Source organism: Mucilaginibacter myungsuensis, assembly GCF_015222005.1.
GTDB classification, from domain to species: domain Bacteria; phylum Bacteroidota; class Bacteroidia; order Sphingobacteriales; family Sphingobacteriaceae; genus Mucilaginibacter; species Mucilaginibacter myungsuensis.
Map to the genome: position 1 here is coordinate 1 of NZ_JADFFL010000003.1, position 23,240 is coordinate 23,240.

General features: G+C 47.1%; 16 protein-coding genes. 1 reads left to right on the forward strand and 15 read right to left on the reverse strand.

Translation table 11 applies throughout. From position 1 onward, the window contains the following. Window positions 1-222: 222 nt before the first annotated feature. From ftsZ to IRJ16_RS07545, 15 genes are all read right to left on the reverse strand, one after another. Entirely contained in the window at window positions 223-1,875 is a 1,653-nt protein-coding gene (gene ftsZ, locus IRJ16_RS07475) for a cell division protein FtsZ (protein WP_194110935.1), read from the reverse strand. Window positions 1,876-1,997: 122 nt separating this feature from the next. After that, entirely contained in the window at window positions 1,998-3,344 is a 1,347-nt protein-coding gene (ftsA, locus tag IRJ16_RS07480; protein WP_194110936.1) for a cell division protein FtsA, read from the reverse strand. A gap of 5 nt (window positions 3,345-3,349) precedes the next feature. Next, on the reverse strand, window positions 3,350-4,213 hold the full coding sequence (locus tag IRJ16_RS07485; RefSeq protein ID WP_194110937.1) for a cell division protein FtsQ/DivIB: 864 nt from the start codon (window positions 4,211-4,213) through the stop codon (window positions 3,350-3,352). Then, the gene (murC, locus tag IRJ16_RS07490; RefSeq protein ID WP_194110938.1) at window positions 4,206-5,564 is read right to left on the reverse strand and encodes a UDP-N-acetylmuramate--L-alanine ligase; all 1,359 of its coding nucleotides are present in this window, start codon (window positions 5,562-5,564) and stop codon (window positions 4,206-4,208) included. Before murC ends, IRJ16_RS07485 begins: the two co-directional genes overlap by 8 nt. Before the next feature lie 153 nt (window positions 5,565-5,717). Next, window positions 5,718-6,821 (reverse strand): undecaprenyldiphospho-muramoylpentapeptide beta-N-acetylglucosaminyltransferase, encoded by a 1,104-nt coding sequence (gene murG / locus IRJ16_RS07495; RefSeq protein WP_194110939.1) that lies wholly within the window; start codon window positions 6,819-6,821, stop codon window positions 5,718-5,720. A gap of 50 nt (window positions 6,822-6,871) precedes the next feature. Next, window positions 6,872-8,071, reverse strand: coding sequence for an FtsW/RodA/SpoVE family cell cycle protein (locus tag IRJ16_RS07500; protein WP_194110940.1), 1,200 nt, complete (start codon window positions 8,069-8,071; stop codon window positions 6,872-6,874). Between the two features lie 121 nt (window positions 8,072-8,192). Then, the gene (murD, locus tag IRJ16_RS07505) at window positions 8,193-9,536 is read right to left on the reverse strand and encodes a UDP-N-acetylmuramoyl-L-alanine--D-glutamate ligase (protein ID WP_194110941.1); all 1,344 of its coding nucleotides are present in this window, start codon (window positions 9,534-9,536) and stop codon (window positions 8,193-8,195) included. A gap of 82 nt (window positions 9,537-9,618) precedes the next feature. Beyond that, the gene (gene mraY, locus IRJ16_RS07510; RefSeq protein WP_194110942.1) at window positions 9,619-10,866 is read right to left on the reverse strand and encodes a phospho-N-acetylmuramoyl-pentapeptide-transferase; all 1,248 of its coding nucleotides are present in this window, start codon (window positions 10,864-10,866) and stop codon (window positions 9,619-9,621) included. A 15-nt stretch (window positions 10,867-10,881) separates the two neighbouring features. Further along, window positions 10,882-12,345 (reverse strand): UDP-N-acetylmuramoyl-L-alanyl-D-glutamate--2,6-diaminopimelate ligase, encoded by a 1,464-nt coding sequence (locus IRJ16_RS07515; protein ID WP_194110943.1) that lies wholly within the window; start codon window positions 12,343-12,345, stop codon window positions 10,882-10,884. Continuing rightward, complete coding sequence (locus IRJ16_RS07520) at window positions 12,342-14,474, reverse strand: penicillin-binding protein (RefSeq protein WP_194110944.1); 2,133 nt, start codon at window positions 14,472-14,474, stop codon at window positions 12,342-12,344. The genes IRJ16_RS07515 and IRJ16_RS07520 overlap by 4 nt, the downstream gene beginning before the upstream one ends. Beyond that, window positions 14,471-14,875, reverse strand: coding sequence for an FtsL-like putative cell division protein (locus IRJ16_RS07525; RefSeq protein ID WP_194110945.1), 405 nt, complete (start codon window positions 14,873-14,875; stop codon window positions 14,471-14,473). The genes IRJ16_RS07520 and IRJ16_RS07525 overlap by 4 nt, the downstream gene beginning before the upstream one ends. Continuing rightward, entirely contained in the window at window positions 14,872-15,774 is a 903-nt protein-coding gene (gene rsmH / locus IRJ16_RS07530; protein WP_194110946.1) for a 16S rRNA (cytosine(1402)-N(4))-methyltransferase RsmH, read from the reverse strand. Before rsmH ends, IRJ16_RS07525 begins: the two co-directional genes overlap by 4 nt. Next, entirely contained in the window at window positions 15,767-16,243 is a 477-nt protein-coding gene (locus tag IRJ16_RS07535; protein WP_194110947.1) for a division/cell wall cluster transcriptional repressor MraZ, read from the reverse strand. The genes rsmH and IRJ16_RS07535 overlap by 8 nt, the downstream gene beginning before the upstream one ends. A gap of 432 nt (window positions 16,244-16,675) precedes the next feature. Further along, entirely contained in the window at window positions 16,676-17,284 is a 609-nt protein-coding gene (locus IRJ16_RS07540) for a GIN domain-containing protein (protein ID WP_194110948.1), read from the reverse strand. Between the two features lie 414 nt (window positions 17,285-17,698). Beyond that, on the reverse strand, window positions 17,699-19,594 hold the full coding sequence (locus tag IRJ16_RS07545) for a RecQ family ATP-dependent DNA helicase (RefSeq protein WP_194110949.1): 1,896 nt from the start codon (window positions 19,592-19,594) through the stop codon (window positions 17,699-17,701). A gap of 171 nt (window positions 19,595-19,765) precedes the next feature. Between IRJ16_RS07545 and IRJ16_RS07550 the strand changes: the two genes are divergently transcribed. Further along, window positions 19,766-23,044: an amidohydrolase family protein gene (locus IRJ16_RS07550; protein WP_194110950.1), complete on the forward strand. Its 3,279-nt coding sequence runs from the start codon at window positions 19,766-19,768 to the stop codon at window positions 23,042-23,044. The last annotated feature ends 196 nt before the right edge of the window (window positions 23,045-23,240 follow it).

Sequence of the window (23,240 nt, forward strand, 5' to 3'; positions counted from 1 at the left end):
TTAGGCGGATGGAAAGGATACGAAAGCTATAAAAATCCCGGAATTACCACGCTATGGATAGGTCTTGGTCGTTTTAATGATGCAATGGAGGCCTATTGTCTCCATAAAGATGTGTCCACACGATAGCCCCAAGGAGGGAATTAAGAGCACAGATTGTGCCTATTCTACAAAAAAGACCCTTGCAATAACACAAGGGTCTTTTAAAATATGATCTAAAACTCGTTAGTCAACGTTATCGTGCAAGAAAGAATTGTTCCTGCGGATCTCGGTATTACCTTCATCATCCGACAACAGAGAGAAACGAGATATTTCACTCTCTGACGATGCCGGGGTTTGCTGTAAAGCGATCTCTTTACGGCGGTAGGCCGGTACGTTCTCTAATTCCTGGATGTTGCGGTTCTTCAGCGTCAGGTCCTTTAAACGCATAATACGTTCGCGGGCTTTGCGCATTTGTTCTTCAACGCTCTCGGCAGTTTTGTTATCGTCGGCACCAACAATTGGCTCTGGCTCCGGTTCCGGCTCAGGAGTAGGGGCTACGATAGCCTCTTCTTTGAACGATTCGAACTCGACCATGCTGTCAGATATCTTGAAAGTAAATCCGCCAAAGTCGGCTGCTTCTTCCGGCTCCTCTTCCTTTACTTCCTCTATCAGATTAAACTTAACAGGCGCGGTGCTATCATTTGATGGCGACACCGGAGCGGCTTGTACAGATGACGGCGCAGCGAACAGATCAAATAGTCCGGTCTGTTGTTTAACAGGTTCGGCACCCTTGATATACAGATCAGACGCTACAGGCTCAGGGGCTGCAACCGGGGTAATAAACTCGTTAACCGGACGCACCAGCGGCTGGCTCTTGTTATCGTCCATCACCAAAGTAGATATAATGCGTTTGCTGCTTTGCTCAACTTCGCGTTCGTCCTTAGTTTGGAAACCGGTTGCAATGATGGTTACCGAAAGTTTCTCGCCTAAGTTCTCATCCATACAGTTACCCCAGATCAGGTCAGCAGCTAAGCCGGCCTCTTCCTGGATGTAATCTGTAATGATGCTTACCTCATCCATGGTCACCTCGTTTATACCCGAGCTGATGTTCAGCAGGATATAACGTGCACCTTCAATTTCGTTATCTTTTAACAGTGGCGACGCCAAAGCACCCTCCACAGCTTTAAATGCGCGGTTCTCGCCTTCGGCAGCGCAGCTACCCATAATAGATACACCGCTGTCTTTCATCACGGTGCGCACATCCTTAAAATCGACGTTGATATAGCCGGGCAACGTAATGATCTCGGCAATGCCCTTAGCGGCCGTGGTCAAAATATTATCAGCCTGTGCAAATGCCGAACCTAAGGTCAGGTTACCAAAGATCTGACGCAGGCGATCATTGCTGATCACCAAAAAGCTGTCAACGTTCTTTTTTAACTCTTCTAAACCTTCGTCGGCTTGCATTTTACGACGCTTACCCTCAAAGCTGAAAGGTGTAGTGATGATACCAACGGTCAGGATATCCAACTCGCGGGCTGCCTTGGCAATGATCGGGCTTGCGCCTGTACCGGTACCACCACCCATACCGGCGGTGATGAACAGCATGCGGGTGTTAGTCCCCAGCATTTCTTTGATATCATCGATGTTCTCGATAGCTGAGTTCTTACCTACCTCGGGGATAGATCCGGCACCCATACCTTCGGTCAAACTTGCGCCTAATTGCACCTTGTTAGGGATAGGGCTTAGCTCCAGAGCCTGGGCATCGGTGTTACAAATAATAAAGTCGACACCGGTGATCCCTTGCTTGTACATGTGATTCACCGCGTTACCGCCACCGCCGCCAACACCAATAACTTTGATGATGGACGACTTTTCTTTTAACATTTCAAACTTCATATTCCTCGTTTTCAGCTACCTACAACTTGATGAATTATTGGCTTGCGCAATTGTAATATTATCGCTTTTTCCACAAGAGTTATCCACAAAAGTGAATATGTGGATAATTAATTATTTGTTAACTATTTTAAGAAGTCCTCGTCCTTAATGTCGTCTTTAATAAATCTTTTACCGGTCTCTAACAACTTACCGAACAAGCCGAATTTCTTCTCTTCCTCGTATTTCTCCTTCGGTTTGATAGATGCCGCGGTAGGCGTTTGCCCGGCCATTTCGTATTCCATCTTTTGGATACCTTTTATCAGCAGACCGATACCAGTAGCATACATCGGGCTTTGCAGATCATCGTAAGTTGGTTTTGGCAATACTTCGTTCTTAGCCAAATGCTCATTAGGGTAACCTATACGGCAATCCAGGCCGGTAACAAACTCTACCAGTTGCGCCAGGTGTTTTAACTGCGCACCACCACCGGTGATCACGATACCGGCGATCAGTTTTTTCTCGTAGCCGGATGTTTTGATCTCATAGTAGATATGCTCTACGATCTCTTCCATACGGGCCTGGATCACGAACGCCAGGTTCTTTACCGATATTTCCTTAGGTTCGCGGCCACGCAAGCCCGGTACACAAACGATCTCGTTCTCTTTATTCTCGTCAGCCAAGGCCGAACCGAAACGCAATTTTAATTGCTCGGCAATGTTGCGCATTACAGAGCAACCCTCGCGGATATCCTCGGTAACGCTATTTCCACCGAAAGGAATAACGGCGGTGTGACGGATAATACCCTCGTGGAAGATGGCAACATCGGTAGTACCACCACCAATATCTACCAACACCACACCGGCCTCTTTTTCCTCGTCGCTCAAAACCGATTCAGAAGATGCCAATGGCTCCAGGATCAGTTCCTGACTATCCAGCTGCGCTTTGTTAACGCATTTAACGATATTTTTGATCGCGGTCACTTGTCCCGAGATGATATGGAAATTAGCCTCCAAACGTACACCGGCCATACCGATCGGGTCTTTAATGCCCGGCTCGTTATCAACGGTGAACTCTTGAGGTAACACATGAATGATCTCCTCGCCCGGTGCCAGCACCAGGTTGTACATATCCTCGACCAATTTTTCGATATCCTTACGGCTGATCTCGTTCTCTTGCGAGCGACGCGTTAACAGGCCGCGGTGCTGCAAGCTTTTGATATGCTGGCCGGCGATACCTACGTTAACCACCTTGATCTCTACATTAGATTGCGCGCCGGCAACTTCCACAGCCTGGATGATGCCTTGCACCGTTTTATCTATATTAGAGACCATGCCACGGGTCACGCCCGCGCTTTCGGCCTTGCCAATACCTAATACCTCGATCTTGCCGTTCTTACTGCGACGGCCAACAATAGCGCAAATTTTAGTGGTACCGATATCCAATCCTACCGCGATCGGTGCACTTCTTTCGTTAGTCGAGCTTTTGTCCATATTCCTTAATTATTATTAATAGCTGTTGTATCCTTAGGTGATGTTGTCGTGTCTTTTACTGCCACCTTAGCAGTATCTCTTTTCAAATTATCATTTTTGATACCGATGACCTGGTTGGTGTACTTAATGTTGATCGCTTTATAAGCTACCCAACCTACCATCGGCACTGCCTGCTTATAAAAAGCCAACAGGTTTCTAAATTTCACATCTATCGAGTCGGCATTGTTACCCAGCAAAATGCGTTGGTTGCCCACGCGGGGTATCAATTCTATCTCGTGCAGATCGTTCACATATATCTGCGCGATCTGCGCTGTCCATAAACTGTCTTTACGGATAAAATCCGCTGTGCGGTAAACCTCGCGGGCAAGCTTGGTGTGTAAGGTATCTACCCGGTTGGCAAACAATTCGTCTATATAGCCATTGGCCACTAACACCTTCGCGGTGAAATTTCCTGATATCGGCAATTTCATGCCATGCTGATCGATATAAAAATCCTGGTTAAACTTATTCAGCATCCGCATCATCGGTTGGCGCTGTTTTATCTCTACCATCACAATGCCATCCATATCGGCATAAACACTCGCGTCCTCTATAAAAGGGTTACGTTTTAGCCTTGCTTCAAGCGCGTGTATATTGATCAGCTCTAAACGGCGACCTACCAATGTAGTGCTGCTTAAACCTAAAATATTGTTGACCTCTTCCTTATCTATAAAGTACTGGTTGCCGGGGATGATCACCTGCAGACCGGTACATGTTTGGGCCGATTTTTTAACGCTGATAAAACTCATCAGCACTACCAAGCCGCTCAGGCTCACTAACCAAATTAACCCGAATAAAATATGTTTCCAAAGACGTTTATTCTTAAACATGCTCCAGTATATTTTTAAGCGGTTGCACTAATTGGTCAATATCCCCTGCTCCAACAGTTAAAAGTAGTTCAGGGTTTTCAATACGCACAATATCAAGCACTTCTTGTTTTCCACATTTGCGTTTATTCCACAATTTCATGCGGCCTAACAGCATTTGCGAGTTCACTCCCTCAAGTGGTAACTCACGTGCAGGATAAATATCCAGCAATAACAACTGATCGGCCATATCCAGCACCTCGGCAAAGCCATCGGCAAAGTCGCGGGTGCGGGTGAACAAATGTGGCTGAAAAACCACCGTCAGCTTTTTATCAGGATACAGTCTCCTTACCGACGCTATCGCGGCACGCAACTCCTCCGGATGGTGCGCATAATCATCTATATAGATATGCTGATCATTCTTAACAATATACTCGAACCTGCGTTTCACACCTTTAAAGCTTGCCAACGCGCTCTTGATCGCGTTGGGGTCTACATCCAGCAATAAACAAGCCTGGATAGCCGCCGTAGCGTTCTCTATATTATGTATCCCGGCAATACCCATTTTGATATCGTTGATACGATGATCGGCATTGGTAAAGTCGAAATAGAAATCACCATCTGTAATGCGCACATTGCTTGCGATGATATCCGAATTTTCATCGATCGAGTAAGTGGTACCATCATGCTGGATCAGCAGACCACGGCGATAGACCAAATGCCCGCCATCCTTGATCTGCGACGCGAACAAGCGGAACGACTCCGTCAGATGGGAATGGTCGCCATAGATATCCAAATGATCGGCATCCATTGATGTGATGATCGCGATATCCGGATGCAAGGTCAGGAACGAGCGGTCGTACTCATCCGCCTCGACCACCATAATATCATTATCGCCATACAGCACATTACTTTGGTAATTAGCCGCGATACCGCCCAAAAATGCCGAGCAATCTTTACCCGAATCCTTCAGGATATGCGCCACCATGCACGATGTAGTGGTTTTACCATGCGTACCCGCCACAGCCACCGTATACATCCCCTTGCTGATCAGCCCTAATACCTGCGAGCGCTTGAACAATTCAAAACCCTTTTGCTTAAAGTAGTTCAGTATAGCCGAGTCCTTAGGCATAGCCGGGGTGTAGATGATCAGCGTGCCATCACAAGGCTTATCAAAATTGATCGGAATAAATTCCGCACGATCCTCATAGATCACCTGTATTCCCTCGTGCTGTAAAGCCAGCGTAAGATCAGTAGATGTTTTATCATAACCGCAAACGATACAACCCAAACGGGCAAAGTAACGCGCAAGGCCACTCATGCCAATGCCGCCAATGCCTGCCAGGTAAACCCGTTGTATGTTGCGTAGTTCCATCTTCGTTTCTCGTTAGTGAGTAGTTGATCAGGTTGATTTAGTGAGTAGTTATTTTAAACAACTTAACTCAATCAATCTATTCAACTTAATCAACCCTCCCCCAACTCAACACCTAATAACCCTGCCGCCCATGGCAGGCGGCAGGGTCGCTCTTTAATTGTTGGTTGTTATTTGGGTAACTTCTTTCGCGATCACGTCATCGGCATTTGGCATAGCCAGTTTGCCAATGTTGTCGCTTAATTTCTTTTGTTTGTCTTTATCCTTCAACAGCTCTAAAGCCGTCTCTATTAATTTCTCTTCAGCATTACGATCAGCTACAAATACGCAGGCATTCGTTTCTACCAGTGCCATGGCGTTTTTGGTTTGGTGATCCTCGGCCACGTTCGGTGATGGTACCAAGATCACCGGCTTCTTTACCATGCATAACTCAGCTATCGTACCGGCACCTGCACGGGAGATGATCACATCCGCAGCTGCGTAAGCCAGATCCATCCTGTTCAAAAACTCCATCACCCGAACATTTGGGTGGTAATTCTCGCCCAGTTTTTCGATGATGCCTTTATAATATACCTTACCGGTTTGCCAGATGACCTGGACATCGGCAGCGATCAGCTTATCTAAATTGGCCAGCACACTATTGTTCAGCGTACGTGCACCAAGGCTACCGCCGGTCACCAATATGGTTTTCTTTTCAGTCGATAGCTTCATCAGCTCTACCGCCTGCAAGCGTTTATCTTTAATATCGACCGATTCCTTGCGTATCGGGTTACCTGTTTTGATGATGGCATTGGCCGGGAAAAATTTGTCCATCCCATCAAAAGCCACACATATCTTTTTGGCCTTTTTAGCCAGCCATTTATTAGTGACCCCGGCATAAGAGTTTTGCTCCTGGATAAGGTAAGGGATGCCTTTTAATCCCGCCGCATACAACAGCGGACCCGAGGCGTAACCACCCACACCTACTGCTGCATCAGGTTTAAAATCCCTGATGATCTGCAGTGATTTGCGTACACTGCCCAACAGTTTAACCGGGAACATCAAGTTCTTCCAAAGTGAAGCACGTTGGATGCCCTGTATATCCAGACCAATTATCTTGTAACCGGCCGCCGGAACTTTCTCCATCTCCATACGGCCGTTGGCACCTACAAATAATATTTCAGTAGCCGGATCCAGCCTCTTCAACGCATTGGCAATAGAGATAGCCGGGAAGATATGTCCTCCTGTTCCGCCTCCGCTTATGATGATCCTTTTTGCCATGTACTTTTATCTTTTGCGATGAACCATTAACAATGACTCATGAACTCCTTTTACGCCAACCCTATCTCGCCAACAATGATCTTATTATTGCTGACATCGTTGGCGGTCTTTTCTTTAGTTCCTTCAATTTTTGAGGCTTCGCTCTCGTCGATGTGACGGCTTACTGAAAGAATGATACCGAACGCGATACTGGTGAACAATATGGATGTACCACCCATACTTACCAACGGCAGCGGCACACCTGTTACCGGACCTAAACCTACCGCGATAGCCATGTTGGCAAATGCCTGAATGGTAAGCGTGAAACTTAGCCCAGCAGCCAGCAATGCCCCAAAAGCTTTTGGGGCCTTCGTGACTATCTTAACACATCGGTATAGCAAGAACATGTACAGACCGATCACGATCAAACCGCCTACAAAGCCATATTCCTCAACAATGGTGGCGTAGATAAAATCCGAATATGATTGCGGCAAATAGTTACGCTCGGTACTATTACCCGGCCCTTTACCAAATAAACCACCAGTAGCGATCGCGATCTTAGCATGTGAGCTTTGGAACGACTTATCAGGATCGGCCTGCTCCGGATGCATGAACGAGTTTATACGTGAATAGTAGGTATGACGCCGCGGACCTAACATCATAACCGCAGCCAACAATATTGCGCCGCCCAAACAAACAATGGCGATCTGTTTGATACTGATACGACCAATAATAAGCAGCAACACACTAACACCGAACAGCATCAATGCCGTAGATAAGTTAGCCAAAGCGATAAGCACGAAAACTACACAGACCGATCCCATGATGGGGATAAAGGAGTTCTTAACATCCTTAATATTCTCCTGCTTACGCGATAACAAACGGGCCAGATAAGTGATCAAAGCCAGCTTGGCTAAGTCGGATGTTTGGAATGTGAACCCTGTGCCTGGTATAGCGATCCAACGGCTCGCATCGTTCACGTGGCTACCAAATACCAATGTGTAAGCCAACAACGGAACAGTGATATACATCAGCACCTTGGATATACCGGCATAATAGCGGTAATCAAGTTTGTGCGAAATATACATCAGCGCGATACCACCAAAGATCATCAGCATGTGTTTGAACAGGATAACCTCGGTAGCTTTACCTTGCTTATAAGCCAGCGTGCCCGTAGAGCTATACACCGACAGCATCGATATCGCCGACAATAGGATCACGATCAGCCAGATCCAGCGGTCGCCTTTTGTGTTACTGAGTATCTTGTTCATGTTTCTATTCTTGATCCTTTACTGTCATGCCGAACTTGTTTCGGCACCTCACTTGCTAAGCTTACCTTCTTGATGGGTTCCCGAAACAAGTTCGGGATGACCTATCTTTAGTTTTACCTGATTACAATTGGCTCACCGCCTCTTTAAACTGCTGGCCCCTGTCCTCGTAATTTTTGAACAGGTCGAAGCTGGCGCAGGCCGGTGATAATAATACTGTATCGCCTTTCTTTGCCAAATGGAAAGCTACTTGCGCAGCTTCTGCAGCCGATGCGGTGTTAACGATCACGTCAACAACATCTTCAAAAGCATCGTGGATGCGACCGTTGTCTAAACCAAGACAAACGATGGCGCGCACTTTTTGCTTAACAAGTTCGGTCAGCATGGAGTAGTCGTTGCCTTTGTCTACGCCGCCTAAGATCAGCACTACGTCGCTGCTCATGCTCTCTAAAGCGTACCATGTAGAGTTTACGTTGGTGGCTTTAGAGTCGTTAATAAACTTGATGCCCGAGATGCGGCCGATAAACTCCAAACGATGCTCGATCGGTTGGATATCCATCATACTCTCACGGATGGTCGGGTTGCGCAGTTCCAAAACTTTGGATACCAGGCCCGATGCCATTGAGTTGTAAGTGTTGTGTTTGCCCTGTAAGGCCAGATCGTTGATAGACATCTCGAAGTTTTCCATATTAACGTTTATGACAATATTGTCGTTGCGAAGGCATGCGCCCTCTGGTATCTCTTTTTCAATTGAAAATGGTAGTTGCTTAGCGGCAAAGCTGCGCCCTTCCATTCCCTTTATCGTTTCGGCATCGTCCGCGCAGTAGATGAAATAATCACCGGCTGTTTGGTTCTGTGTGATCCTTAGCTTGGATGCCACGTAATTTTCCATTTTGTATTCGTACCTGTCCAGGTGATCTGGCGTGATATTCAACAACACTGCTATATCCGCCTTAAACTTGTACATATCGTCGAGCATAAAGCTGCTGATCTCCAACACATATACGTCGAACTTTTCTGTCGCCACCTGGTAAGCAAAGCTTTTACCGATGTTACCTGCTAAGCCTACATTCAGTCCTGCTTTTTTCAGGATATGGTAGGTCAGCGTAGTAGTGGTCGTTTTACCGTTAGATCCGGTAATGCAAACCATTTTGGCATCCGTATATCTGCCCGCAAACTCTATCTCGGATATTACCGGGATACCTTTTTCTTTCAACTTTTTGATCAGCGGCGCTTTCTCGGGTATCCCCGGACTTTTCACCACCTCAACCGCGGCCAGTATCTCGTCGTCGGTATGTTTACCCTCCTCAAAGCGGATATTCCACCCTTGCAGTTGCTCTTTATATTTTGGCGCGATAACACCCATATCCGACACAAAAACATCGAACCCCTGCTGCTGCGCCAGGTAAGCTGCACCCACGCCGCTTTCGCCGGCACCAAGGATCGCTATGTTTTTGTTCGTTTGCATTATTCTTTGTCCTGTCTCTTTATTCCTGACTCTCTATTATTACTCCGGTCTTGTCTCTTAACTCTATATTCTTAACTCTCTCCTACCGTAGCTTCAGCGTTATCATCGTCATGATCGCCAAGGCGATCCCCAGGATCCAAAAACGGGTAACGATCTTAGCCTCGTGGAAACCCCTCTTTTGATAATGGTGATGCAGCGGCGCCATCAGGAATACCCTGCGACCCTCGCCAAATTTCTTTTTGGTGTATTTGAACCAACCCACCTGCATCATTACTGACACGTTCTCTACCACAAATACACCGCACAATATTGGCAGCAATAATTCCTTGCGGATCACAATAGCGAATACCGCTATGATACCACCGATAGCCAAACTACCTGTGTCGCCCATAAATACCTGCGCCGGGTACGAGTTATACCACAAGAATCCCACACAAGCACCAACAAATGCCCCCATAAATACCACCAGCTCGGCAGAGTTAGGGATGTACATGATATTCAGATAATCGGCATACTTAAGGTTACTGGATACGTAAGCCAGCACGATCAGCGTAATACCGATAACTGATGATGTACCTGTTGCCAATCCGTCGATACCATCAGTGATATTCGCCCCATTGGATATAAAGGTGATGATGAAGATGGTGAAGAGCATGAATACCAACAGCGTGTATTTCTCGTATCCAGTACCCAAAAACTTCACAACCTTACTATAATCGAACTCGTTGTTCTTATAAAATGGAATAGTAGTTTTGGTTGATTTAAAATCCTGTGTGTAAACCGGTTGCTTGGTCTCATCGTTGATATGATAATCTACCGGGGCATCATACTTAACCGGTAAGGTTACCGTTTCGCGGATCTTAATAGCGGGATGGAAATACATCGTCCAACCAACGATCAGTGCTAAACCTACCTGACCAACTATTTTGAACCTTCCGGCCAGGCCTTCTTTATTCTTCTTAAATACTTTGATATAGTCATCCAAAAAACCGATAGCCCCTAACCAAACAGTGGTCACCAACATCAAAATGATGTAGATGCTTCCCAACTTAGCGAACAACAAGGTAGGCACCAATACACCCAGCAAAATGATGATACCGCCCATAGTAGGCGTACCTTGTTTTTGCATTTGCCCTTCTAACCCAAGGTTACGCACGGTCTCGCCTACTTGCTTAAAGCGCAGGTAATCGATCAGCCTGCGGCCATAAACCGTAGTGATCAGCAACGATACGATAACCGCCATCGCCGTACGGAACGTGTAATACTGGAATACCCCCGTGCCGGGAATATTATAGTACTTGTTCAGATAGGTAAATAGATAGTATAACATTCTGTGCCTTGTTTACTATTCGTTCATCAATTTGAATTGCTCCATTAACTCTTCCACATCATCAAAATGGCTACGCACCCCGTTGATCTCTTGATATTTCTCGTGACCTTTACCAGCTACCAGGATAATATCTCCGGGTTGAGCCAAATGACAAGCCGTTTTTATAGCCTCACGGCGATCAACTATGCTGATCGTTTTTCTTCTGTTCGTAGCGTTCACACCGGCTTCCATTTCTTTAATAATGGCCGACGGATCTTCGGTACGTGGGTTATCTGATGTAAGGATCACTTTGTCGCTCCACTCGCAGGCCATGGCAGCCATTACCGGGCGTTTGGTACGGTCACGGTCGCCGCCGCAGCCTATTACGGTGATCACCTGCTCGGTACCTTTACGCAAGTCGTGGATAGTGGTCAACACATTTTGGACCGCATCCGGGGTGTGAGCGTAGTCAACAATACCTACCACTTTATTTGGCGATGTCAGCGTATCGAACCTGCCTTCAGCACCTGATAATTTGCTTAAGCTTACCAGCACACTTGCTTTATCCTGATCCAACAGTAATGCAGCACCATAAACCGCAAGCAGGTTATAGGCGTTAAAATTGCCAACCAGTTTAAACCAGGCCTCGTCGCCATCTACATTAAGCAGCAGACCGTTAAAGCCATTCTCTAAGATCTTCACCTTAAAGTCGGCCAGGTTCTTCAAGCCGTAGGTCTTTTTGTGCGCTTTGGTGTTCTGCAACATTACGTTGCCGTTCTTATCGTCGATGTTGGTCAGTGCAAAAGCATTCTTAGGCAAGCCATCAAAAAATGCTTTTTTAGCTTTTAAATAAGCATCAAAGGTTTTGTGATAATCCAGGTGATCGTGCGTCAGGTTAGAGAACACACCGCCCGAGAACGATAAGCCTTCTATCCTATGCTGAGATACCGCGTGCGAGCTTACTTCCATAAAGCAGTAATCGCAACCCTGGGCCACCATTTCGCTCAGCAATGCGTTAAGCGCCACCGGATCTGGTGTAGTATGCGTGGCCGGGATCACTTTGCCATTGATCTGATTTTCTACAGTAGATAGCAGACCGCATTTATATCCTAAGTCAATGAACAGTTTATATAATAAGGTAGCAATGGTGGTTTTGCCGTTAGTACCCGTCACCCCTACCAGCTTTAATTGAGCCGATGGGTTACCGTAAAAGTTTGCCGCCACGATACCTAAGGCAGCGGCCGAATTTTGCACCATCAGGAAATCTGCACCGCCGACCGTATGGCCCGGTAACTCTTCGCAGATGATGGCTACCGCACCATCTTTTACCGCTTGCTCAATATAATCATGTCCATCTACCGCCGTGCCTTTAACGGCTACGAACACGCATCCGGGAATGACCTTGCGCGAATCGAACACAATGGCGCTGATCTGCACATCGGCACTGCCCTGCAGTTCGGTAAATGGCAATCCCTCCAGTAACTCGCTTAAATACTTCATTCTAATACGATAGTTATGGTTGAACCTTTTGGCATAGCGCTTCCCGTCGTTACCGACTGGCTTGCTACTACACCGCTTCCTCTCGCGTTAATTTTATAGCCGGCATTGCTTAGCGCGTACATGGCGTCGCTTAAACCCATACCGGTCACCGATGGTACGGTGCCTTTTTTAAATTTCGATGCTTCGAACGGTAAACCCGCGCTGGTATCTACTGACACCGGCTCGTTCGATGCGTACATCGGTTTCATGCCCAACTTGCTGTACACTTGCTTTACCGCCTTGTTGTCACCCTCCTTGATCTTTGGCGGATGAGTATTACCTACCAAATTCATAGGTGCCTCGGTACGTTTGATAGCAATATCCTGTGCGTAAACCCGATCAGCGATCTTGCGGAACACCGGACCTGCCACCCAAGCCGCCAAGTGCAGACCCTTACGCGGATTGCTGATCACTACGATCATAGAATACTTAGGATCATTAGCCGGGAAATATCCGCAGAAAGATGCCTGGTGGGCGCTTTTTGAGCCATAACCTAAGCTACCATTAGCTATTTGTGCCGTACCTGTCTTACCAGCTACGGTGTACAATTTATTTTTGATGTGGGTTTTACCGGTACCTTCCTGCACCACGCCCTCTAACAAGCTTTTAACTTTAACCAAAGCTTCAGGAGAACATACCTGAGGATTGATAACCCTTGCCGGGAAACGCTCAACTGTATTACCCAGGCGGCGTATCTCCCTTACAAATACCGGGGCTACCATTTTACCATTATTGGCAACCGAGTTGTAAAAGGTCAGCATTTGCAATGGTGTCAGTTTACTTTCGTAACCGTAAGCTATCTGAGCCAAACTTTGTAACTTATTCCAATGTTTTGATCCCGGGTTTTTGATGACCGGCTGGCCTTCGCCTCTGATCTGCAATCGATTCTTCTCTTGCAAATGCCAGCTGTATAATTTATCAGTAAACGCTTTAGGGTTGTTGGCATAACCACCAAGCACCAGCTTAACTGCACCGATGTTAGATGATAACTCGAACGCCCTACGCGCACTGATCACACCACCTTCGTCCGCTGCATCACGGACCCTCAAAGCCACACGACCATTACGTGGGTTGATGATCTGGTAAGGGCCACCGTGCATCACGTCCACCTGTTTACCGGTATCTATCTTATTGTCATCCAGCAAGGCCATGTACGACGCCAGTTTGAAGGTAGAACCCGGTTCGGCAGCGTAACTAATAGCATAATTCTGTTTTTCGTAATATTTATTGTCCTTCGGATCGCGGGTCAGGTTGGCTATGGCACGGATCTCGCCGGTAGCAGTTTCCATCAATACTACAGTACCAAAATCAGCCTGAATACTGTCCAATTGATGCCTTAATGCCTTTTGAGCTACGTCCTGAAAATTCACATCCAGGGTAGATACAATGTCGGCACCATCTACGGTCGCAACTTCATCATCCTCGTTAACCGGGGTCCAAACACCGCCTGCAATGCGCTGCATCAGGCGTTTACCGTTCTCGCCATTGATATAGTCGGCATAAGCGCCTTCTAAACCTACCGGATTATCAACGTTCTCGTTCTTATAACCAATGGTACGCGCGGCCAGGCTTTGGAACGGCATAATGCGCTTGTTTTTGGCGATAACGATCAAACCACCTTTATATTTACCCAGATTAAAAACCGGGAACTTACGGATCGCTTTTAACTGCTGATAGGTCACCTTGCGGCGGATCAGCTGGTAACGGGCGCTATCAGCACGGGCATTACGCAACATGCGCGAATACTCGCGGGTAGAATGATCGCCGAAGAATGACGAAAGTTTACCTGCCAAAGAATCTATCCTCAGGTCAAAATTAGCCTGACTTTCGATACCCGCCGCCAGCATATCCATATGCAACTCATACTCGGGTACCGAAGTTGCTAACAAGCTGCCATCTACCGCCAAAATATTACCGCGACTTGCATCTACAGTTACATATTTGGTAGAAAGGCTATCCGCCATGGCCGACCATTTTTTACCCTGAACGAACTGCACGCGGCACAGCTGTACCACAACCGCCAACGCGAATAGCACGATCAGGCCAAAGGCCAGATAAACACGCATCAAGATATTAGCCCTGATATTCATTGTTCTTCCTCCGCTTTTACAGTAAGTTTTACAGGCGGCGCTATCGGTTCTTTTAAACCCAACGTGTCCGCACGTTTAATAACCTCGGTCAGTGTACTACGGTAAGCCAGTTCGGCTTTAGTGGTCTTGTAGTCCCAGCTTAATTCTTTTACTTCTTTATCCAGTTTATCTATATCACGGATATTTTTTTCGGCCATGTGCATGTTGGCTATGTAAACCATACCCAAACCGGCCAAAAACAACACAAAAGGCAAAGCACTTGTGGCAACGTCAGTAGTGATGACGCCCTTGCGCAAAAAATTAGTGAACCAATTGTCGGGGATGTCCTTTTTAGGGGCTACCTCAACAACCTCGTTCTCTAACTCTTCTTCCTGAATTTCTGCACGTAAACGATTCGTCATCTTTTTACAGCTATTCTAAGTTTAGCACTGCGTGCCCTATTGTTGTTGCTTATCTCTTCGTCGGTGGCTACAATTGCGCCGCGACTTACCGCATCCAGCGGTTTTTGATCATTACCATAAAGGTCTTTCACCACCTCGCCACTAAATTTCCCTTTGGCGATGAAGTTTTTCACCAATCTATCCTCTAACGAGTGGTAACTCATCACCACCAACCTGCCGCCGGTAGCTAATACATCAGCCGACTGCTCTAAAAATTCCTTCAGCGCCTCCAGCTCCTGGTTAACTTCTATCCTGAGTGCCTGAAAAACCTGCGCCAGGTACTTATTTTCCTTACCACGCGGGATAAGGTTCTGTATCACATTTTTAAGATCAGCCACCGTATTGATCGGCGCGTTCAACCTGCCGGTCACGATGGTTTTAGCCAACGACTTTGAGTTCTGGATCTCGCCATACATTCCGAAGATGCGGTGCAGATCGGCCTCGGCATAAGTATTAACAACCTCTTTGGCACTCAGATCCGACTGCTGGTTCATCCTCATATCCAACTCCGCGTCAAAGCGGATAGAGAAACCACGCTCGGCCTGATCAAATTGGAACGACGATACGCCCAGATCAGCCAGGATACCATCCACCGGCAAAACATCGTGCAAACGGGCAAAATTTTTCAGGAACCTAAAGTTTTGATCTACCAAAGTAAAACGCTCGTCATCTATAGCATTACGCTGAGCGTCCGCATCCTGATCAAAAGCCAATAACCTACCATCAGGACCAAGATGCTTCATGATCTCGCGAGAGTGGCCGCCGCCGCCAAAGGTCACGTCAACATAAGTACCACCGGGCTTGACATTCAGTGCCTCGATACATTCCTGCAGCATAACGGGGGTATGATAATTATTCATTTGCACCCTTTCCTTTATCGCCCATTACTTTTTCTGCCAGGGCAGCAAAATCAACAGGCATGTTATCCATCATAGCATCATAAGCGGCGCGTTCCCAGATCTCGATACGATTGATCTGACTGGTAACGATCACCTCGTTAGCGCTTGCACTATCGATACCGGCATATTCGGTCAGCATTTTTGGCAACAGCACACGGCCAGCCGCATCCGGCTCTATTTCGGTAGCGCCGCGGGTGAAGTGCCTGATGAACTGCAGGTTTTCGCGCTCGTACTGGTTAAGTTTCAGCAACTCCTCCAGTTTAGCTTCCCATTCTTTTTTAGTGTAAATGACCAGATATTTCTCGAATCCGCGAGCGATCACCAGCGGATCTTTACCGGCGTTAGGAAGCTGCTGCTTAAGCGCAGAAGGCAACGTCAAACGTGATTTGACGTCCAGCTTACAAGAATATTCGCCGAATAGATATGACATGGGTACACACTACCACTAAATGGTAATGTAAAAGTAACAACGTTTCCCCACTTTGTTCCACTTTCACCCACAAAAAAGTTTTCAACACAATTTTATGGGATTTTAACCCACAATTAAATTGAATAACCCTATCGGGCGGCAACTGTCATATTTTTATTGTTGAAGTAAAAATTACATGTTTCTATAGCGTAAAGGTAGTCTTTAGGCTCGATGCACAACGCATTTACTCCCAAAAACATCAGCAACGACGCGCGGAGTGGGACAAATTCCCATAAAATTTGAAAGTGCACCCAAAACACAACGTCGTTCACCAATATGAAAATCAGCGGCATCAGCGTAATAAATCATCGAAGGCCAAGTCAGCGGTCATAAAAAAGCCCCGCCGGGAATTCCCAACGAGGCTCTACTTGATGATATATAAAGAAGGGCCGGTTACAGAATAACTAACTCCTGATCGTTTTTAGCTACCTGAGCGATAACTACATTGTTTACTTTTTTATTGATGCGCTCAGCTACAAAGTTCGTGCTGTTAACAGTTGACGACTGGTTCATTTGCATATCGCAGTTGGTAACTGTACCGGCCAGGTCCATTTTAGCGCGGTCGTTCACGTTGATGTTAGCATTGTAGGCGTTCAGTTCTAATTTAGCGGTAGCGTTGTCGAACAATTTAACGTCTAATTCTAAAGCTGAAAAACCTTTACCCGACTTTACAAAAGCGTTGTCATATACTGATAAAGAGCGCAGGTCTTCGGCAGTTACGTAAACCACTAAGGCTTCTTTAGTGTATGAAGAGATACGCAGGATACCGTTCTGGTTTTGCACCAATGCGCTCTGTCCATAATAGTTAGCGTTAACCTTCACCTGGTCCTCGTCGCCACTGGTCAGGTACACCTCAACATTCCCACGAACCTCGATAGCGTTAAATTTTTTCGCTTCGGCCAGGATGGTTACGGTATTGTCTTTATTGGTAGCAAATGCAGAATTTGCTGATATAGTTACTAAACTTAATAATAATGCGATGGTATATGTTGCAGTTTTCATGATATATAATTGTTTGATTTTGAGTACTTTATTTATTTTTTGTATCCTAATTACATCTATAAGACGATGTTATTTTCAAAACGTTACAGATAAATTAAATTATTTTTATTATATTAAATCTCGCCCTCGTTTTGAGGCTGCAAAGGTATGATTATTTACATCACAAACAATGTCATAATTTTGTCATTAACTCGTGAATTTTCATCTTGATAATGTTATGCATACATAACACATTTTCTATTAAGGTTTTTGCTTTATAAGACGCTTAAATTGCAAGAATGGTAACGGAGGAAAGTTGATGGTTCATAGATTGTGGTTCATGGTTTGAATAACTGACGACGACCAATAAGAAAGCATAGTACCCAAACTCCTACTATGAACTAGGATTTATGATCTATGAACCATCAACTATAACTACACATAATACTTCACCCCATCCGTCTTGATCCTTCCGGCATCAAGGAGGGTGCGCAGGGTATCTATCTTTTCCTTATCGGTACCGGTGTGGGTGCCGGCGATCAGGTCGTCCAGTTTCAGGTGGGCGGTATTGAGGAGTTCTAATATCTCGGCGGCGATATCGTCCGAGATAGATAACGCATTGTCTTTACGTTTCTCGGCCAGGCATACATCGCATACACCGCATTTTGGAGCATTGTGTTCGTCAAAGTAATTCAGCAACATTTGGCTGCGGCAGCGGTTATGGTCGGCATAGGCAAATACAGCCTCCATTTTGCGTTTATACATTGCTTTACGCTCTTCTAAATAAGCGCGGTCTATATATAGATTATCGGGGATCTGCCGGGCTCGGGTCCAGGTCACCTGGGGTTGATCGGTCTGCGGGAGATAGGTAAGCACATTAAAGCCCTGCAATTGCTTCAAGCCATCCACCACTTGCTGAACGTTCATGTGTGTTCGCTTGGATACATCAAATTCCTTAATGCGGGTATAGTTATCGAAAGCCCCGCCATAAGATCTTAGCAACACCTTTATAAAGGCATCCCACCCGGCATTCTGTATCCTAAAGTTATACAACTCCTCGTTACTGACCTCGAACCTGAACCTGGACGGCAAAAACACACTCTCGCTGAAGGATAGGTATTCGCCCCGCTCCAAAAATTTCATCGCATTCAAAGTTTTGGCCGCATCCAGTTTAAAGCGGGCACAGAACTCGCCGATATCGATATTTAAACTCAGCCCCTCGCCTGCCCCGTAAGCGATCTGGAAATGATTAGCTAAATAATGGTAAGTTGTTTTGATCTCGTCCACCGACGGGAATGCCGACTCGAATTTGGCTATCTGCCTGGCCTTGTCGTTCGGGCCATATAATAATACCGCGTAAGCCTTTTGCTCATCCCGCCCGGCGCGACCGGCTTCCTGGTAATAAGCCTCTAAACTTTCGGGCAGATCGTAATGGATCACAAAGCGCACATCGGGCTTATCTATCCCCATTCCAAAGGCATTAGTAGCGACGATGACCGGCACCTTACCTGTTTTCCAGGCATCCTGCTTAGCCGAGCGCTGGTCGACAGGCAGGCCCGCGTGGTAATAGTCGGCACGGAAACCGTGTTGGTTAAGGTATTGGGCCAGTTCGAAGGTCTGTTTACGGCTACGCACGTAAACTATCCCGCTGCCTTTTACACCACGGACAATTTCGGTCATTCGCCGTAATTTGTCCTCGTGAGTGCGGACTACATAAGCGAGGTTCTTGCGTTCGAAACTCTTTTGAAATACAGCACTCCCTTTTTTGAAATGCAGCTTCTCCTGTATATCCAGCTTAACGTCGGACGTTGCCGTGGCCGTCAAGGCCAACACGGGTACTTTAGGGTGCAACTCCCGCAGTTCGGCTATCTTTAAATACGGCGGACGGAAATCATAACCCCATTGCGATATACAATGCGCTTCGTCTATAGCAAAAAGGTTCACCTTCATATACTTGATACGCTCGCGCACCAGATCGGACAGTAAACGCTCGGGCGACAGGTACAGGAACTTCACCGGTCCATAAATGCAATTGTCCAGAGCGATATCTACCTCGCGCTTGCCCATGCCCGATACAATGGCGATGGCCTGGATACCTTTAGCTTTCAGGTTCTCTACCTGATCCTTCATTAGGGCGATCAGCGGCGATATCACAATACATATCCCATCCTTAGCCAAAGCCGGCACCTGAAAGCAAACTGACTTACCACCACCCGTCGGCAACAAAGCCAGCGTATCATACCCCAACAACACAGACTGGATCACCTCCTCCTGCACCGGGCGGAAGTTATCGTGATGCCAATAATGTTTAAGGATCTGGTGGATGGTCATTTGCTATGCTGTCATTTTGCTGCGCTTGTCATTACGCTGCACTGTCATTGGGTCATTGGTCATTAGTGAATTTGACCCGGACGAAAATATGCATTCTTTATCTTTGACACAGCAAACACATTAAATAGGTTTAAGTGTTTAACTTTGCGTATTAACTATGCTGATATCCCTATGAAGTTCCTATACGTAGTTTTTTTATCTGTTATAAGCGTCACGGCCGTATATGGCCAGGCCAAGTGGAATGTGGAAACGCCCACTGCTCCCGCCAAAAAAGTAACTTTTACTGTTGATGAAGGCACCTGGATAAACCTGGATGTGAGTCCTAACGGGCAAACGATCGTGTTTGATCTGCTGGGCGATATCTATACGATGCCCATCGCCGGTGGCAAAGCCAACCTGATAGCAGGCGGTAAAGCTTTTGATGTGCAGCCACGTTTTAGTCCGGATAGTAAACAGATCAGCTTTACCAGCGATCGCGAGGGCGGCGATAACATCTGGATCATGAATCCTGATGGCAATGGCAAACGCTCCATCACCAAAGAGAATTTCCGTCTGTTGAATAACGCTTCATGGTCGCCGGATGGGCAGTACTTGGTGGCCCGTAAGCACTTTACCGCAAGCCGCTCATTGGGCGCGGGTGAGATGTGGATGTACAACAAGAACGGCGGCGACGGTATCCAACTCACCAAACGCAAGAACGACCAGCAGGATGCCGGCGAACCTGTCTTCTCGCCCGATGGTAAATACGTTTACTGGAGCGAGGACGTGACCGGCGGCCCAAGCTTTGAATACAATAAAGACCCTTATCAGGGCATCTACGCCATCAGGCGATTGGACCGCGTAACGGGTCGTATAGATGAAGTCACCGGCGGTAACGGCGGTGCCTGCCGTCCGCAATTATCGCCCGATGGTAAGTACTTAGCTTTTGTGAAACGCATCCGGTTGAAATCTGTCATGTACCTCCACAACCTGCAAACGGGGGAAGAATGGCCGGTGTATGACGAGCTATCGCACGACCAGCAAGAGACCTGGGCCGTATTTGGTGTCTATTCCAACTTTGCCTGGACGCCAGATAGCAAAAACCTGATCTTTTACGCCAAAGGCAAGATCCGCAAGTTGGAGGTGGAGACACTGAACGCATCCATCATCCCATTCGAGGTAACGGCCAACCATACTATTACCGATGCAGTGCATTTTCAGCAAAAGGTTTTTCAGGACGAGTTTACAGCTAAGATGATCCGCCAGGTAGCCACATCTCCTGATGGTAAAATGATCGCTTTTAACGCGGCGGGCTATATATACACTAAGGTATTGCCAAATGGCACGCCCGAGCGATTAACCACCGGTACCGACTTTGAGTTCGAGCCTGATTTTAGTCCGGATGGTAAGTCATTGGTTTACGTGGATTGGAACGATGAGATGAAGGGTTGCATAAACCTGGTCGATCTGGCCACCAAAAATGTGACTCGCCTATTCACCGAGAAAGGTTTTTACTACTCGCCAAAATTTAGCAACAAAGGCGATAAGATCGTTTATCGCAAAGGCGAAGGTAACGAGCAGTTGGGTTATGCCTTCGGCAAAAACCCGGGCATTTATACTGTATCGCTAACCAGTGGTATGGCCACCATCGGCGGCTTGGTGCAAACCACCGCCAGCACGCCTACGCTGGTACTGAACAACGGCATCCGCCCGCAATTTACAGCCGATGACAGCAAGATCTATTATCAAAGCAGCGAGGGTGGCAACAAAGCGCTTAAGATCATAGACCTTAACGGGTCTAACCAGCGCACGCTTTACACCTCGCAGTATGCTACGCAATTTGCACCAAGTCCGGATGGCAAATTCATCGCTTTTACCGAATTGTTTAACTGTTACATCACCCCCATCGTAACGGCGGGCGCACCGCAGAACCTTTCGGCAGGTAACAAGGCGTTGCCTTTAAATAAGCTGACACGCGATGCCGGTACTTACCTGCATTGGAGCAAAGACAGCCAAAGGCTGATGTGGACCATGGGCCAAAAATATTTGGTACGCGATGTTAAGTCGGCGTTCCCGTATCTGGCCGAATCACCAGATAAGACCCCGCCGATAGATACAGCCGGTGTAGATATCAATTTAAAGATCAAATCCGATCAGCCCGAGGGTAAGATCGCTTTGACCAACGCCCGCATCATTACCATGAAGGGCGACGAGGTGATCGAAAAAGGCACCATCCTGATCGATCATAACAAGATCGTAGCCATTGGCAAGGATGTAAGCGTACCTTCGGATGTGGAGGTTGTTGATGTATCGGGCAAAACCATTATGCCGGGCATTATTGATGTGCACGCGCATTTACATACCAGCCCGGATGGGGTTTCGCCTCAGCAGGATTGGAACTATTACGCCAACTTGGCTTTTGGTGTGACCACAGCGCATGATCCATCCAGCAATACCGAAATGGTGTTCAGCCAGTCGGAGATGCTGAAGGCCGGCCGCTTGGTAGGTCCGAGAGTTTACTCTACCGGTGGCATCCTATACGGCGCCGACGGCGATTTTAAAGCGGTGATCAACAGTATTGACGATGCCCGCTCGCACTTACGCCGTATGAAAGCCGTTGGCGCGTTCTCGGTAAAAAGTTATAACCAGCCACGCCGCGAGCAACGCCAGCAGGTGATAGAAGCCGCACGCGAACTGGGTATGGAAGTAGTGCCCGAAGGTGGTTCTACCTTCTTCACCAACATGAGCCAGATCTTGGACGGCCATACCGGCATCGAACACAACATCCCTGTTTGGCCCATTTATAAAGACGTGACCAGCCTATGGAACAACAGCAAGACAGGTTATACCCCCACGCTGATCGTGGCCTACGGTGGCTTGTTCGGCGAGAATTATTGGTACTCTCGTGCTGATGTTTGGAAGAACGAACGCCTGCAAAATTACTTCCCGGCCGGTCAGTTGGACGCGCGTTCGCGCCGCAGACCGTTTGCCGAATATGGCGACTACTTCCACATGGATGTTGCCAAAGCCACCAAACAAATAGCCGACGGTGGCACCAAGGTGAACCTTGGCGCTCACGGACAGATACAAGGCCTTGGCGCGCATTGGGAGCTTTGGATGCTGGAACAGGGCAAAATGACACCGCTGCAGGCCATCCGTTGCGCTACCCTGAACGGCGCGGCTTACCTGGGTATGGAGAAAGAGATCGGATCTTTAGAGGTGGGTAAACTGGCCGATCTGATCGTTATGAACGAGAACCCGCTGGACGATATCCGCAATAGCGAGAAGATAAAATACGTAATGGCTAACGGCCGCCTGTACGATGCCGACTCGATGAACGAGGTGCGCACCCGCGACAAACCACGCCTACGCTTTTGGTGGCAAATGAACCGCGGCGACATGTCGGCCCTGCCGGTTAACAACACCGAGACCTGGACCTACACCAGCGAACACGGCGACGGGCACCAGTAGTCAGTTGGCAGTTTGCTTTAGGATATAAAGCGCCGTTGTTGAGAAGACAGCGGCGCTTTTTTGTGGGTCGTCGCGAAGGGAAAGTTGACAAAGGTTAACATTTTTTGAAATTATTCACTTCATAAAATATTGATTATCAATATTTTATAAAATAAGTGAAATAGTATTAACTATACTTGTCAAAGTACGGGCACGA